This window comes from Cytobacillus firmus DS1 (assembly GCF_000565285.1).
GTDB classification, from domain to species: Bacteria; Bacillota; Bacilli; order Bacillales; family Cytobacillaceae; genus Cytobacillus; species Cytobacillus firmus_A.
Genome location: NZ_APVL01000002.1, coordinates 45,294 through 60,827, shown reverse-complemented (window position 1 = coordinate 60,827; position 15,534 = coordinate 45,294). Strand labels below are relative to the sequence as shown.

Genomic DNA, 15,534 nt, shown 5'->3' with positions numbered 1-15,534 from the left:
TTTATATGAATATATGCTCATATATATTATGTATGACTTTGGCTTATTGTTCAATGATTTTTATTATTCCCTTTTAATTTAGACCAAATGAATGGACTCAAACATCTGCAGATAATATCAACAGAAACAGCAGCAAATTGAAAGAACTATTCAAGGCAATTATAGAATTCACAAAAGGGCTGCCTGACTCTACAGGCAGCCCTTTCTCTTATGCAAGATAAACAAAATAACCCATAAATGCAAAGCATAGTCCATACATGATGGGATGGATCTCTTTTGGCCTTTTAAGTGCAAGCATTGTAATTGGGTATAATATAAAACCGAGTGCAATCCCTGTTGCTACACTGAAGGTCAGCGGCATCATTAAAATGGTCACGAACGCAGGAATAGCGATTTCCAGTTTACCCCAATCAATATGTTTTACCTCCATGGCCATCAGTGCTCCAACAATGATCAGTGCCGGCGATGTCACTTCGGCCGTTATCACGCTGAGCAATGGAGAAAAGAATAATGCAACCGCGAAGCATGCAGAGATGATCACTGAAGTAAAACCTGTTCTGCCTCCAGCCGCAATCCCTGAACTGGACTCAATCATGGAAGCAGTAGTAGAAGTTCCAAGCACAGAGCCTACTACAGTAGCACTGGAATCTGCCAGAAGCGCTTTGCCGGCATTAGGAATTTTATTATTTTTCATCAGGCCAGCCTGACTTGCAATCGCTATTAAGGCACCTGCAGTATCAAAAAAGGCAACAAATAAGAAAGTAAATATTACTGCCAGCATTTCCGGAGTAAAGACTTGATCAATATGCAGAAAAACCTCTCCTAATGTCGGTTCAAGGCTCGGAATGGCCCCCACGATTTTTTTCGGCTTATCAATAAGGCCAATTAACATTCCGGCTGCAGCTGAGATGACCATGCCATAAAAAATGGCCCCTTTAATACCCCTTACCATCAATACGATTGTTAATATAAAACAGAAAACAGCAAGCAGCGTGACTGGGGATTTAATATTGCCAATCGCAACAAATGTCGCATCATTTCCTACAACAAGACCCGCATTTTTCAATCCGATGAAAGCAATAAAGAATCCGATGCCGCCTGCAATTGCGTGCTTTAAATCCTTCGGTATAATGTTAATAATCTTTTCGCGTATTTTTAATAAACTTAGAATCACAAATAAGATCCCTGAGATAAATACACCGGTTAACGCCGTTTGCCACGGAATACCCATTCCGATGCAGACAGAAAAAGTGAAGAAAGAATTGAGACCCATGCTTGGGGCAATCCCAATCGGATAATTGGACAGCAGGCCAATTAATAAAGAGCCAATAATAGCTGAGAGTGCCGTAGCAGTAAAAACAGCCCCTTTATCCATTCCGGCCTGGCTAAGGATAATTGGATTTACAATTAGAATATATGCCATGGATAAAAACGTGGTTAAACCTGCAATGGTTTCCTGCTTGTATGATGTTTCTCTTTCATGAAACTGGAAAAAAGATGACATGCCATTCCCCTCCTTTTTTAGTGGAAAATAAAAAAAGCTCCGCAATATGCGAAGCTGCCATTAAGAAAAACAGAAGAAAATAGCATGCCTATTCAAACAAGCTATATCCCCTGTAGTCAAGCTATTTACGGCAGCCCGGTAGAAACGCTCAGACCTTATCTCTGAACATATACAGGTAAAATGTAAGACTGAGCACGTCAATCAGCGCCCTATCCCAAACACAAATTATATATTGATATAATGAAACCAATTCTAGCAAACTCAAAATTGAACGTCAATTCTTTAATTTATTCTGAGAATTCTCTTTTATCTTGAAGCTGGTTAAAAAGATTTAACGTTAATTTTTTGAATTAATGGGTAAATAATAAGAAAACCCGGCATGAGGAGGCAGGTCGTAATGTTCATTGTATATGCCAGCTTGATTCTAATTGCAGCATCCCTGATTTTTCTGGGCATCTATGCTTTTAAAGCTTACAAGGATTCCAAACCCGCAATTAAGAAACTGACAGCAATTAGCACTGTCATGAAGTTAAAAGCAGATCAATTGAGAAATGGGGTTGACGAACTGACAGCAACCCAGAAAGAAATCCAAAGGGATATCAATTATAAGAAACAAACATTAAATAATACAGTGTCCGCCGTTAAAGAAACACCGAAGAAAATAAAAAAGTGGTGGAACATTAAAATACCTTTTATCCATCAGATAAAGTGAAACTTCAATCAGTGGGGGTTTTCCTTATCCCCCACTGATTGTTAGTCGCGTTCTAGTGTCGCTAAGATCTCCGCTAGCGCTTCGATCAATCGACACTACGAACCCGATTGGTTCAACTAAGCCTCTGCCTGCGCGTCGGCAAGTTTCACTGTATCTCATCAATCGGGCCTTTACGGGCAGTTTGACCCCCACTTATCCTCCTTTGATTCCTCTGAGTCTTGAAGTGAGGGTCTTACTGCCCGTTAGACTGCGATATAATAAAACGAGGGCTGAGCCCTCGTTTTATTTTGTCCTATTTTATTGAAAGTGTACGGTACGCTTCTCCATCCGATTGTACTTTTGAATTATCTTTATCCTCTCTCTTCCCGCTGCCCGGCTTGAATGTATTATTTCGGTGATAGAGTGCACTTATTTCTCCGCCTATAACAAGCGCAAGGCCGGTTAAAAAGAACCAAAGCATTAATACAATAACTCCGCCAAGACTTCCATATGTGGCTGAATAATTTCCAAAATTGCTTACGTAAAAGGATAATCCAAAAGATATGAGCTGCCACATAACAGTTGCAGCTATTGCACCAGGCAATACCTGTTTGAAAGGAAAATGTTTATTCGGTGCGACCTTATAAAGAATAGCCAGGACTGTAACCATGATTATAAATGCAACGGCCCATCTCAATACATTGATCAGAATTTGCATCCCATCAGATATATTTATAAAATTCCCAATAAAATTCAAGATAACTTTCCCGAATACAGGAAGAACCATGGCAACAATGAATGCTGCAAGCAGTCCAAGTGTTAAGCCTATGGAAACAAGTCTTGATTTTATAAATGATCGCGATTCCTTTACATCAAACGCATCATTCATAGCCCTTATGAAAGCCTGCATTCCATTAGAAGCCGACCATAATGTACCTATAATACCAAAAGTCAGCAGACCGCCGTTTGGCTTCGTAATGATATCTACCACATTATCCTCGATTACACTGAACGAATCAGACGGCATTACACTCTGCAGATATGTTAATGCTTTTTGAGGATCCAGTGATAGATATGGAACAATGGAGATAAGCAGGATTAATAAAGGAAAAATGGAGAGCATATAATAATAAGCTTGTTCGGCTGCAAGCCCGGTTGCCCGATCATTCTTAAACTCCTTTCCAAGCTTCTTGCCAAATTGAATAACCTTATGCATATAACTACCCCCTCCCTTATTCAGCTAATTGCTTGTATGTGTTTATTTCCCCGAAGAGCCTTGAACTAATCGTATTTTCATAAAATATTCATTCAGGCAGGTAAAAAGATATGATCCTTACAAAGGGGTACAGTACTAAGCTTATTTTTTACCCATGAATCCCTCATCTAAAATAAGAAATGTTATAATTAGATATAGTGTTTATCAGACTTGCCGATCATTAATTTGAGCTAAAATGGCACAAGCTATCATATTATGTTATTAGCTCATAAAGATGCTCGGGTATCTTATAAAAATGGGGGTCATTTATGAACGTTTCACTCGAAACTGCTGTGGAAGCAAATGTACATAAAGGATTGACTAAAGGAAAGCTTGCAAAAAGGGTTTTCTTCATCATAGTTGGAGCCATACTTATGGGCGTGGGGATCGAAGAGTTCCTTGTGCCCAATAAAATTCTGGATGGCGGAATAGTAGGGATCTCCATTATCCTCTCTCACCTGTCAGGCTGGAAACTGGGCTGGTTTATTTTCATCCTTAATATTCCGTTTTTTTACATAGGATACAAGCAGATTGGGAAAACCTTTGCTCTTTCTACGCTGCTGGGGATTGCCGTATTATCAGCAACCACCCTCCTTTTGCACGACGTTCCTGTTTTTACAGAGGACTTGCTGTTAGCAACAGTATTTGGCGGCATTGTTCTTGGTGTAGGGGTCGGCATGGTGATCAGGTATGGGGGATCCTTAGATGGAACAGAGATACTGGCCATTCTGGTAAATAAAAAACTTCCGTTCTCTGTCGGGGAAATTATTATGTTTTTCAATATCTTCATCTTTGCTACGGCAGGCTTTGTTTTCGGCTGGAACCGGGCAATGTATTCAATCCTTGCTTATTTCATTGCTTTCAAAACAATTGATGTTGTTATCAGCGGGCTGGATGAATCAAAATCAGCCTGGATCATCAGCGACAAGCATAAGGTAATCGGCGATGCGATTATGGCCCGGCTGGGCAGAGGAGTTACCTACTTAAATGGGGAAGGTGCATACACGGGGGATGATAAAAAAGTAATCTTTTGTGTCATCACCAGACTTGAAGAAGCGAAATTAAAATCCATCGTTGAAGAAATAGATCCCGGTGCTTTTTTAGCAGTTGCTGATATTGCGGAAGTCAGGGGCGGTAGATTTAAAAAGAAAGCCATTCATTAAGACTAGTTTATTAAAAACATGGATGCGCCAGTTTAAATCAAAATAACAAATAAATATATTAGTAATAAGATAAATATCAAAAAGATAACAGCTGTTATTAAGTATATTAGAGATCGGGATGATGAGTAGGTCTGCAGGTTAATTCTTTTTCTGATCTGAAAATAATTCAAGGTAGAGTAAACCAGGATTGTCAGGCCGGTAACCAGAGAAAATAGACTTAATAAAATGGCAATGCTGTCCGCAAACTTATTTACTGTCTGCACATTATTAAAATGCAGTGTGGAAGCAAGTACGCCTATTCCAATTACAGCGATCGATGTTCTTACCCATGCCAGGAAGGTTCTTTCATTTGCCAGATGCTGCTGTATGTATTTCGACTCTTTGGTTTCTTCCATCAGAAACAGCTCTCCCTTATCTGAAGTATACGATTATTTTTACCGCTTAACCACAGGTTAAACATTAAAGGGAACAGCACCCGCTGCCCCCTCCCCAGAATTATAAAATATCCATCCAGATCTTAATGGATGTAGCCAGTATTAGTACAGCCAAAATAACTTGGAGAATTTTTGTATTTACTTTCTTTCCTGAAGCAGCTCCTAATGGCGAAGCAATTAAGCTGGCAATAATCATAATGGCTGCAGGAACATAGTCTACCTGTCCGGTTGCCAATTTACCAGCTGTAGATCCAATCGATGAAATAAAAGTGATTGCCAGTGATGTCGCAATCGTCATCCTTGTAGGAATCTTCAATACAACCAGCATAATAGGAACCAGTAAAAAGGCACCTGCTGCACCGACGATACCAGCCCCGATGCCGACAATCAAAGCAAAGAAGGCTGCAAGCCATTTATTGAACTTTACTTGATCCAAAGGGATATCATCCAAACCTTTTTTCGGTACAAACATCATGATTGCCGCAATTAAAGCTAAAACACCATATACAAGGTTAATGCCGCCTTCAGTCATAAACCTTGAACCGTAGCTTCCGATTAAACTTCCTGCCAGTATGGCTGAACCCATATAAGTAATTAGTGTTTTATTCAGATATCCGCCTTTCCTGTAGGCCCAGACACCTCCGATTGTTGCAAAAAATACCTGTACTGCACTGATTCCGGATACTTCATGAGCAGAAAAAGCAGCTAATCCAAATAACGGCGGAATGTATAAGAGCATTGGGTATTTAATGATTGAGCCGCCGATTCCTACCATGCCGGAAATATAAGACCCGATAAAACCAATTAAAAATATAACGATCAAAAAAGTAAAATCCATGTGGCCATCTCCTCCTTTTAAGCAATAAAAGGGAGTCGAAACCCCCTTTTATTTTTTCAATAGATTAGCCTTTTTTTATCCAGAACTTTAACACTCCGTTGTCATCCTCATGTTTTAAAAGCTCATGTCCTGTTGACTCTGTCCAGGCAGCCAAATCCTTAACTGCGCCTTTATCTGTTGTATGAACTTCAAGCACTTGCCCTGATTCGATTTCACCTATTGCTTTCTTCGTTTTTACGATGGGCATTGGACAAGCTAAACCCTTTGCATCCAGTACTTTTGCTGCGTTCATGTTCCATTCCTCCAATTTTTATAATTAATATTTTGAATTAAACTTACTAAAACATTATCTTACGGCACAGCGATTTGGACCGATTTCCATTTCACGCTGTTTTTCTTCGTCCGGGCTGATTTTTCCCATATTTGTTTCACGGATTTCCTGATAAGCATTTGGCTGAGGAGGAAGATTTTCAGAAACTAATTTTCTGAACTCCCCTTCGTCTTCAATGTTTAATCCGTGATTATTAGCAAATAATGTGCCAAGCTTTTCTGATACGCTGCCATCCTCATTTAATTCTTCAATAATCATGAAGTGTGCAGGCATAACAACTAATTCGCCTGATAGGTCTTTATAGCGTTTATAAAGTGTTTCTCTTAAATCTCCAGCCCAATCCCCAGCTTTACCGGCAAGGTCGGGACGTCCGATAGAATCGATGAATAGAATATCACCTGAAAGAAGGTATTGATCGTCCACTACAAAAGATGTTGAACCAATTGTATGGCCAGGTGAGTAAATAGCTTGAATGCTGATTTTAGTAGAACCAATCATTACTTCGTTTCCATCTTCAAGACGGTTGTATTCAAATGTTACTTCTTCAGCATCCTTAGGAGGAAGCCAGTAAGAAGCACCCGTTTTTTCAGCAATTTTGCGTCCGCCTGAAATATGATCTGCATGGAGATGTGTATCAAAGACATGCTTGATCTCTGCATTCTTTTCAGCAGCAAAATCAGTAAATACGTCTGTCATTCTTGTTGCATCGACGATTGCAGCTTCGCCGTTTGAAATCACCATGTAGGACAGGCAGCCTTTTCCGATGCGGACGAATTGATACATTTCTCCGCCATCCTTTAAATCGCCCACTTTAACAGGCTCAAGGTATTCACTCCATGATTTCATTCCGCCTGTCAGGTAGGAAGCATCGCGTCCTGCTTCTTCAAGCATTTCTGCGACCATTACAGAAGAACCTTCTTTTGCACACACTACTAAAAGCTCTTTATCTGCCGGAATTTTATCAAGAATAGGCTCTACTCCATCAAGAAGGTCGAAATATGGAACATTCAAGTATTCAAAGTTTCTGCCTTCAATCTTCCAATCATTAAAGTCGGTTTCATTGCGCACATCAAGTATAAATAGTTCTTCATTATTAATAACCTTTTTTGTTACTTCTTTAGCAGTCATTGCTTTCATCTTTTTATACCTCCCACCGTATAATTAAGATTAAATTTTTTTAGTTTACTTTTTTTGCAGTTGGTCCACTCCACTCGGACATTCCAGGAATAACGTTAATTACGTTTGTGAAGCCTTTTTTGGCTAATGTCTGTGACGCCATATCACTTCGGCTTCCTGTCCGGCATACAACGTAGGTTTTCTTATCTTTGTTAAGCTCTCCGATGCGCTCTTCCAGTTCGCCGAAAGGAATTGAAACAGCGTTCGGAATATGGCCGAATGCAAATTCTGCCGGTTCCCTTACATCAAGAATGACGATATCTGAATTTGAGTCCATCTCTGTTTGAAGCTCTTCATTTGAAGCTACAGTCTCAAAGTTTGCCGCATCTCTCTCTTCATTTGCACTTGCTTTGCGGATATAATGCTTAAGCACATCTCCTTCTTCAATGGTTCCCAGATACTGATGGCCTGAGCTCTTAGACCATGCTTGAATATCAGCTTTTGATCCTTTATCCGTTGCAAGAACCTCAAGGACCTCTCCTGGATTTAAGTCATTAATCGCTTTTTTTGTTCTAACAATCGGCATCGGGCAAGCAAGACCTTTCGCGTCAACCGTAAAATTTGTTTTCAATGCTTCCATTCATAAATCCCCCTATCATCTTTTGATTATATAAATAAGTTGACATTGCCATCTTCTGCATCAGCTAAGTATGCAGCAACACCGGCAAATTCAACACCATCAATAATTTCTTCTTGTTTAAATCCAAGTAGATCAACAGTCATTTGGCAAGCTACAAGCTTAACATCCTGTTCTTTTGCCATTTCAATAAGGTCGCTCACTGGCATCGTGTTGTGTTTTTTCATAATATCTTTTATCATCTTGGGACCCATTCCAGCCATATTCATTTTTGATAAGCCCATTTTTTCAGGTCCTCTTGGCATCATTTTGCCAAACATTTTTTCCATGAACGATTTATTCACTTGAATCGGTTCGTCTTTTCTTAGTGCATTTAATCCCCAAAAAGTGTGAAAAATTGTTACTTCATGATCATAAGCAGCAGCACCATTTGCAATAATATAAGCTGCCATTACTTTGTCATAGTCCCCGCTGAAAAGAACAATCGTTGTTTTTTTCTTTTCCATTCGTTCTTTTTCCTCCCTTTTACCCTAGTGGGTATTTATCAAAACAAAAAAATTTAGTTATTATAGTGTTATTAACTTAAATACCTTACAGGGTATACAATACAGTGTATTTGTCTTATTGTCAATACCCTTTCTATTCTAGGCTAACATGGGATTTTATTCTAATGGCCCTTCCCAATTCATCATACCGCCAAGCATATTAATTACACTAAACCCTTGCCCTTCAAGAAAACGTGCAGCTAATCCGCTGCGGTTGCCTGATCGGCAAACCATTACATATTCTTGATTCTTATCCAGCTCATGCATACGAAATTCAATTAATCCAAGCGGAATATGAATAGCTGAAGGTATCTTTCCTTCTTTTAATTCATCCGCTTCACGCACATCAATGATATTTAATTTTACTCCGGCAGCAAGCTGCTGCTCTACTTCTTTGACAGTCATTGTTTTCATTTAGAATTCTCCCCTTTATCTCCAGGCACTTACTCCGCCTTTGATGTTTGTAATGTTCTTATATCCGGCTTTTTTTAGAATTTTACTTGCTTTGCTGCTTCTCATTCCGCTTTGGCAGATAACAACTACTTCCTTGTCCCTTGATAGCTGTCCCATTTTCTGGTGAAGCTGATGAAGAGGCATGTTCTTAAATCCTGGAATATGGAAGCTCTTAAATTCTGCTGATGTTCTCACATCAATGTATTGCTTTGTTTTGTCCTTCATTTCATTCTTAAGCTGAGCAGTTGTCATCTGCTTTACGCCCTTTACCGGAATCAGCTTTTGAGCCAGAAAAATAATAACCAGGACGATAATAATTCCATTTGCAATAGTCATTTGCTTACCTCCCAATTTATGTGATAACTCTTCTGTTTTTATACCTATTTGGGTATATTATAACTAAATAAAAAAGGAAGTCAACTGAGCATCATCTGCTTTTAACAAGTAAGTTGACAGCCTCTTCAATCATAATGGAACTCTCAATTCCCTTTTCTGCGTTTTCAACAATACATTGTTCAAGATTCGAACTGACTATAACTGCAATTGCTTTATCAATTGCTGATCTTGAAGCTGTTAGCTGGGTAATGACAGATTTGCAATCTTTTTCACCCTCCATCATTTTTAAAATACCTCGAAGCTGGCCTTCCGCCCTTTTGATTCGATTTTTAGTTTTTGGATCGTATAACACAAGCTTCACCCCATTATAGTTTTATTTTACACATAGGCAATCAGGCATTGAAAAACCAACAATCTTATACCCCTTTTTTCGGAGCATCCTTATTCCCACATTTTTCTCTAATGAGCTGGATGCAATTAAATGGATTTGGTTATAAGGTATATCTTTTATATGCCTATTTATATATGGAATGGGCAGATTGATCGCTCCGGGTATTTCACAATGACAGGACTCATTATAGTCCCTGACATCCAGCAGTGCTGTGCCTTCCTCGGGCAGGCATTGATCCAAACGATAACAAGGGATGTCTCTAATAGGATAATACCTCTTAAATAATGGGAAACTAACTAGCAGCAAGGTTAAAAAAATCAGCAGCATATTTCTCTCCTCTGCATAAATAATTCATTTACAATTCATATAATATACCCTAATGGGTATATTGTCAACACCTTAGTTTTTAATAATAGAAAAACACCCAAGCGGGTGTTTTAATTTTAACTATTAGCAGCAGTCGCTTTCATTGCCTAACAAGACCAGTCTTTCATTTTCCTGATCATAGTCAAGAACCATACTTTCCGTATGCGGCTTGATTTCCGGGTCGATTGCCACCTGGATTTCATTTATTGTTTCGATTATATCATCTGCTTCCGGCTCATCCAGAGCCAGTCCAATTTGCGGGCCTCCTCAGCCAAAGCCTGCAAAATAAACTCTAATCCCGCCAGTATTTTTCTCTTGAAGAACCTGTTTCACGAGATCCCGTGCTGAATCTGTAATTATCAAGATCATCATCCTTTCCTCAGTTTATCAATGGATGTAAAGCAAATTTCAGTAACTGGGAGTTATCAAATTGCCTTTCCAATACCCCCGCCTGTACACGTTAATATTACTGTAATACTCCTTAGGAAGAAAGTATTTAGTTTTATCCTGCCCATTTTTTAAGAACCTGTTTGCAGCACAACTCAAAAAAGACGAACCACAACATGTGTGGTTCGTACGTCATTTTTATAAATATTTTCTGTGGATGCTCTTCCCGTCGTAAGTGAAAAGCATGTTCTTGCCTTCAACAATGGTCTCCATATGGACGCCCCTTCCCCAAAGCTGGTGTACATAGGGAAGTACTTTTTCAAGATATTTAAGATCAAGCTCCACACCTTCAAACCAGTGCTTTAAGTACAGTTCCCCGTTCTTCATATAATCTCCGTCATTAACCGTCAAATAGGGAAATCCTCCATTTACACGCATGCTGACAAGCTGATCGCGCACATGCTCCCACTGTTTATCCACAATTTTATAATCCTTGCCCTGTTTTTGGAACAGATACATATCTTCTCTCATGACAAGGTCTTTTGTTAAATAATTTCTTAAGAAAGATATATCTGACTCGATTTCACGCACCTCAAACATTTTTTCCCTGCCTGAACCTGGCACTACACCGCGTCTCTTCATTTCCTCCGTCGGATTGTTATACCGTTCTTCAATATCTTCGAAAATTTTCAGACCCAGATAATATGGATTGATTCCGGTTCTTGACGGCTGCACCACTCCTGCATTCAATTTGGCAAATTCAAGCGCTTCTGCAGATGTCAAATCCATTTCCCTTAAAATACGCTGATGCCAATAGGAAGCCCATCCCTCGTTCATGATTTTTGTTTCGAGCTGCGGCCAAAAATATAGCATTTCTTCCCTCATCATCGTTAAAATATCCCGCTGCCAGTCGGTGAGCTCCCTGCTGTAGCTTTCAATAAATAATAGTAAATCCTTTTCGGGTTTTGGAGGGAATTTCTTTTTCTTCTTCTTTGGCTCATGCTTCTTGTTCCTTTCATCCAACCCCCATAAATCATCATAAGGGCTAGGTGCTGCGGTATCACCGCTGCTTTCATATTCATCTTCCGTACTCCAGGCGAGCTTCGGTCTCATAAGAGACGGATCAATATGTTCTTCTATTGCCAGCACTGCATCAAGGAAAGTTTCCACTTCCTTCTTCCCAAACTCAATTTCATATTGTCTGATTCTTTCGGCGGTTGCAGCCATGCTCTCTACCATGTCCCTCTTTGTATTTTGAAAACGGACATTATTTTTAAAGAAATCACAGTGTGCTAAAACATGCGCTACAATTAATTTGTTTTGAATAAGGGCATTGGAATCGAGCAGAAACGCGTAGCAAGGATCCGAATTGATTACAAGCTCATAAATTTTCGATAATCCTAAATCATAATGCAGCTTCATCTTGTGAAACTGTTTTCCAAAGCTCCAATGAGAAAACCTGGTCGGCATGCCATAAGCGCCGAATGTATAAATGATTTCTGCAGGACAAATTTCATACCTCATTGGGTAATAGTCCAAGCCAAACCCATTTGCAATTTCAGTAATTTCCTGAATGGCATACTCCAATGGCTTATTTTCTTCTTCCCGCATTGCCACTCCCCCTTTTAGTCCTTACCATAATCTATGAACCAACAAGAGGATTGATGAGTAGTCTCTTCATAAGCTTGTAACAAATTACAGCAAAAAGCGGAGCATTCCGCCCCGCTTTTATTTGTGCTATTGCGCTTTTCTCTCTACAGTGAGGCTAACTGCTTTGTTATCCTTTAGGTTATGCGTGACCATCACCAATACTGTTACTGGATTCCCATCTTCTTTTACGGTAAAAGTGAAGGTGTCCGTTACATCTGTTTCAGTAACTTTCTTTCTTCCTCCATACTGATAATCCACTACTTCTTCCCCAGGATAGTCTTCTTTTACAACTGCAATGGCAATTCTCCCATACTTTTCATAATCCGGTTTTTGTACAGCTCCTGCCAATGAACCTCCCCCGGCTAATAAACAAATAAGCATAAAAATCGATAAATACCTTTTCATTCTTGCCTCCAAAGCATGTGTCGTTAATTCTATTTTTGACCCAGGCTTCGATTTTATGTATGGAATTGCCTTATAAATGAATGTGGCCAATATATACAGGAAAATGATGAAAACCCTTGTAAATCAACAAGTCCAAGATTTACTTTGAAATAAAATGCCGCATCATCATAAACTATAATCAACTCCTGGAAGAGGAGGAGAGGACAAATGAATAAAGTGGATTATGACCGTGCGTTATATTATACACACCGGTCTGAATGGGATAACCTGCTGATCCTGATGGTCAGGACAGAAGATCAGTTTCTTTCGAAGAAAATTGAACATTTTCTTCATGCCTACAATTTCGAAAAAGACTATTCTGTCATTGAGAAACATTTATACTCACTGCTTAGATATATTGACCATGCCAATGAATTATCGGAAAAACAGCTGCCAAACACTGTATTTTATGAACTAACCTGACAAAAGAATTCCACCAATAATAAAACACGGATTTTTAGGTCCGTGTTTTTGTTTTTTTATTGTTTTAATTCCTGCTTAACTTGACCATATGCCTTCATATATACCTGAAGTTCATTCATTAAACCTTCTACGAGTTTGGCTGGTTCCTCAAAAAGGCCATCATTTTCATAATCAAAACAATGCGGGTCCAGGACAAGCTGTTTAGGTATAACATTGGCATATACCCCTCTGCCGGCAATTCTTAAATTATTCAGCGCATTGATCCCGCCTTTACCGCCCCCTGCCACAACCAGCAGGCCGACTGGCTTATGGGCAAATTGCTCACTCCCCAGGAAATCCAGGGCATTCTTTAATGCTCCGCTCATGGCACTGTGGTACTCAGGGGATGCCAGAATAACTCCATCAGAGTCAGCAATCTGCTGGCGCAGTTTTTTAACAGCAGGCAGCCCATATTGTGCTTCTGTTCCATTGTATAAGGGAATTTCTCCAAGGCTTAAGTCGATCAGTTCAGCATTATATTTTCTTGCAATATAGCGGGAGGCTATTCCCGTGCGTCCCTTCATTCGCGGACTTCCATTAATAATTGTAAGCTTCATTATAAACTCTCCTTTAGGATCCTATATTCTTTAGTATATAGAAACATGCGCTTTTACACATCGTCAGGATGGCTGAGTTTTATAAAGCTTGTTTCAGTACTAAATCAGTAAATATCTCCTCAGACTTTTGGATGAGTTTTTTATTATGACTCTGCAATACCATGACGCACTGCATAAAGTGCTGCCTGTGTCCTGTCCGCGAGCTCTAATTTGGACAGCAGGTTAGAAACATGCGTTTTGACTGTCTTTTCTGTTATATAAAGGGATGAAGCAATTTCTTTATTGCTTTTTCCTTTTGCGATCTCTCTCAGTACCTCGAGCTCTCTCTTCGTCAGCTCTTCAAGCGGCTGTCTTTCTGTACTGTTTTTATTCGTTAAATGTGTGAGCAGATGGGAGGTGGCTTTTGGATGCAGCTGATTCTCCCCTTTCATCAGCTGGATAATTGCCTGAACAAGGATATCCGGCTCAATATCCTTCAGCTGATATCCTGATGCGCCAGCCTCAATTGCGGGAATTACATGATCCTGGTCTGAAAAGCTTGTGAGTATCATGATTTTTACAGCAGGATAATTCAGTTTAATCTGCCGTGTGGCTTCAATCCCATTCATTACAGGCATATCCAGGTCCATTAATATAACATCCGGCTTGTTTGTTTGCACCATCTCAACAGCTTCAAGGCCGTTTTTTGCCTCTCCGATAATTTCGATTTCCGGCTGAGTTTTGAGAAAAAATACAAGTCCCCTTCTCACAACATGATGATCATCCGCTATTAAAACCTTGATGGCCATTTATTTCCCTCCCTTTTCCAAAGGAATGATAATTTCAATATTCGTTCCTTTGTTTGGCTCTGTTTTTAACTTAAATAAACCATTCAGTGCTTCCGTTCTTTTCTTCATGCTTTTGAGGCCGAGAGAAGGGATATCGTTTTCACGATAATGAAACCCTCTGCCGCAATCGGAAATCACCATGGCAACTGTTCTTTCATCCACAGTCAGTACTACATCAGCTGTTGATTCACCAGAGTGCTTTTTACAATTAGCCAGGGCTTCCTGGCTAATTCTCCAAAGTGTTTCTTCGACTTTCCCCGGAAGACAGATTACACCCTTTACTTTTGAGTTCAGCTTCAGGCCAAGCATTTGACTGTAAGTCTGCATAGCGCATATTATTCCATTTTCCAGTCCGCGCGGTTTGAGCTGCCAGATAAGCGCTCTCATCTCGCTTAAGGCTTCCTGTGCGAGATCCTGCATGTAGGAAAAGGTCTCTTTTATTTCCGGGTTATCAGACATTTCCGCTCCTCCCCTCGCCGTTAAGCTTAAAGAGAACAAAAGCTGGTTGACAGAATCATGCAGGTCCCTTGCCAGCCTGTTTCTTTCCGCAGCAAGTGCCGTCTCCTGTTCCAGCTGTGTCAGCTTGATTCGTTTTATGGCTGTTCCGATTTGAAAAGCAACTGATTCAAGCAAAGCCAATTCTTCCGGTGAAAAATGGGTTTTAGCAGGTGAACCAATATTAAGAACACCAAACTTTTCCTCTCCTGCTCTCAGCGGTACGGAGGCATGATGGGTTAGCCCGTTAGTATCGTTTCTTTGCTCGGCAATTGCATCTTCTATTCTTTTGCATTCAATTATATTAGAAGCTTTGTTTAGTCTGCCGTCATTATAGCGGTCAATGCACCAGCAATCTCCTTTGCACATCGGCCTGCAGTTATCCGCCGAAAGGGCAGGGGGCAGTTTCTCTTCTGCTGCCAGACGGAACTCCCCATGGTTATCGATCAGAAATACCCATCCCGTTTCCAGACCGGTGATATGAAGCAATTTTTGCAGTACCTCTTTAAGAAGCGAATCTATTTCTGTTCCTTCATTCAATAGTTCTGCTATTTCTTTTAAAATTCCGATTTCTGATTGCCTTTTTTCCCCTAACACCCTTATCCCCCTTGGAACTTTCATATTATGTACTTTTATTATATAACTTTTATTC

At 39.9% G+C, this 15,534-nt stretch carries 19 protein-coding genes and 1 riboswitch; of the genes, 3 read left to right on the top strand and 16 right to left on the bottom strand.

What is annotated here, in order from left to right; translation table 11 throughout:
• Positions 1–208 precede the first annotated feature (208 nt).
• A complete protein-coding gene (locus PBF_RS02760; protein ID WP_035326768.1) occupies positions 209–1,504 on the bottom strand; it encodes an NCS2 family permease in 1,296 nt (431 codons plus the stop codon).
• A gap of 93 nt (positions 1,505–1,597) precedes the next feature.
• Positions 1,598–1,699, bottom strand: a riboswitch (purine riboswitch).
• A gap of 202 nt (positions 1,700–1,901) precedes the next feature.
• Here PBF_RS02760 and PBF_RS02755 point away from each other — a divergent pair.
• Positions 1,902–2,216, top strand: coding sequence for a DUF948 domain-containing protein (locus PBF_RS02755; protein WP_035326766.1), 315 nt, complete (start codon positions 1,902–1,904; stop codon positions 2,214–2,216).
• A gap of 292 nt (positions 2,217–2,508) precedes the next feature.
• On the opposite strand, the gene PBF_RS02750 is transcribed toward PBF_RS02755, so the two are convergent.
• Positions 2,509–3,411 carry a YihY/virulence factor BrkB family protein gene (locus PBF_RS02750; RefSeq protein ID WP_035326763.1) on the bottom strand — a complete coding sequence of 301 codons (903 nt, stop codon included), beginning with the start codon at positions 3,409–3,411 and terminating at the stop codon, positions 2,509–2,511.
• Positions 3,412–3,719: 308 nt separating this feature from the next.
• On the opposite strand from PBF_RS02750, the gene PBF_RS02745 reads away from it, so the two are divergent.
• Positions 3,720–4,613 (top strand): YitT family protein, encoded by an 894-nt coding sequence (locus PBF_RS02745; protein WP_035326761.1) that lies wholly within the window; start codon positions 3,720–3,722, stop codon positions 4,611–4,613.
• Positions 4,614–4,645: 32 nt separating this feature from the next.
• Here the strand turns inward: PBF_RS02745 and PBF_RS02740 are convergent, their stop codons facing one another.
• From PBF_RS02740 to PBF_RS02685, 11 genes are all read right to left on the bottom strand, one after another.
• Positions 4,646–5,008: a YidH family protein gene (locus PBF_RS02740; RefSeq protein WP_035326759.1), complete on the bottom strand. Its 363-nt coding sequence runs from the start codon at positions 5,006–5,008 to the stop codon at positions 4,646–4,648.
• A gap of 100 nt (positions 5,009–5,108) precedes the next feature.
• The gene (locus PBF_RS02735) at positions 5,109–5,885 is read right to left on the bottom strand and encodes a sulfite exporter TauE/SafE family protein (RefSeq protein ID WP_035326751.1); all 777 of its coding nucleotides are present in this window, start codon (positions 5,883–5,885) and stop codon (positions 5,109–5,111) included.
• Between the two features lie 64 nt (positions 5,886–5,949).
• Positions 5,950–6,177 carry a sulfurtransferase TusA family protein gene (locus PBF_RS02730; RefSeq protein ID WP_035326750.1) on the bottom strand — a complete coding sequence of 76 codons (228 nt, stop codon included), beginning with the start codon at positions 6,175–6,177 and terminating at the stop codon, positions 5,950–5,952.
• Positions 6,178–6,231: 54 nt separating this feature from the next.
• Positions 6,232–7,353: an MBL fold metallo-hydrolase gene (locus tag PBF_RS02725; RefSeq protein ID WP_035326748.1), complete on the bottom strand. Its 1,122-nt coding sequence runs from the start codon at positions 7,351–7,353 to the stop codon at positions 6,232–6,234.
• 40 nt (positions 7,354–7,393) lie between these two features.
• Entirely contained in the window at positions 7,394–7,972 is a 579-nt protein-coding gene (locus PBF_RS02720; protein ID WP_035326746.1) for a sulfurtransferase TusA family protein, read from the bottom strand.
• A 26-nt stretch (positions 7,973–7,998) separates the two neighbouring features.
• The gene (locus PBF_RS02715; RefSeq protein WP_035326745.1) at positions 7,999–8,475 is read right to left on the bottom strand and encodes a DsrE/DsrF/DrsH-like family protein; all 477 of its coding nucleotides are present in this window, start codon (positions 8,473–8,475) and stop codon (positions 7,999–8,001) included.
• A gap of 156 nt (positions 8,476–8,631) precedes the next feature.
• Positions 8,632–8,928, bottom strand: coding sequence for a rhodanese-like domain-containing protein (locus PBF_RS02710; RefSeq protein WP_035326743.1), 297 nt, complete (start codon positions 8,926–8,928; stop codon positions 8,632–8,634).
• A gap of 15 nt (positions 8,929–8,943) precedes the next feature.
• Entirely contained in the window at positions 8,944–9,303 is a 360-nt protein-coding gene (locus PBF_RS02705) for a rhodanese-like domain-containing protein (RefSeq protein WP_035326741.1), read from the bottom strand.
• 91 nt (positions 9,304–9,394) lie between these two features.
• Positions 9,395–9,655 (bottom strand): metal-sensitive transcriptional regulator, encoded by a 261-nt coding sequence (locus tag PBF_RS02700; RefSeq protein WP_035326740.1) that lies wholly within the window; start codon positions 9,653–9,655, stop codon positions 9,395–9,397.
• A 990-nt stretch (positions 9,656–10,645) separates the two neighbouring features.
• Positions 10,646–12,058, bottom strand: coding sequence for a SpoVR family protein (locus tag PBF_RS02690; protein WP_035326737.1), 1,413 nt, complete (start codon positions 12,056–12,058; stop codon positions 10,646–10,648).
• A 126-nt stretch (positions 12,059–12,184) separates the two neighbouring features.
• Positions 12,185–12,502, bottom strand: a complete 318-nt coding sequence (locus PBF_RS02685; RefSeq protein WP_035326735.1) for a DUF3889 domain-containing protein — start codon at positions 12,500–12,502, stop codon at positions 12,185–12,187.
• 207 nt (positions 12,503–12,709) lie between these two features.
• Here PBF_RS02685 and PBF_RS02680 point away from each other — a divergent pair, with 207 nt between their 5' ends.
• Complete coding sequence (locus tag PBF_RS02680; RefSeq protein WP_035326734.1) at positions 12,710–12,964, top strand: YhdB family protein; 255 nt, start codon at positions 12,710–12,712, stop codon at positions 12,962–12,964.
• A 56-nt stretch (positions 12,965–13,020) separates the two neighbouring features.
• Here PBF_RS02680 and PBF_RS02675 read toward each other — a convergent pair whose 3' ends face one another.
• From PBF_RS02675 to PBF_RS02665, 3 genes are all read right to left on the bottom strand, one after another.
• Positions 13,021–13,560: an NADPH-dependent FMN reductase gene (locus tag PBF_RS02675; RefSeq protein ID WP_035326732.1), complete on the bottom strand. Its 540-nt coding sequence runs from the start codon at positions 13,558–13,560 to the stop codon at positions 13,021–13,023.
• Between the two features lie 143 nt (positions 13,561–13,703).
• Positions 13,704–14,348: a response regulator gene (locus PBF_RS02670; RefSeq protein ID WP_035326731.1), complete on the bottom strand. Its 645-nt coding sequence runs from the start codon at positions 14,346–14,348 to the stop codon at positions 13,704–13,706.
• Positions 14,349–15,479, bottom strand: a complete 1,131-nt coding sequence (locus PBF_RS02665; protein ID WP_035326730.1) for a GAF domain-containing sensor histidine kinase — start codon at positions 15,477–15,479, stop codon at positions 14,349–14,351.
• Positions 15,480–15,534: the final 55 nt, after the last annotated feature.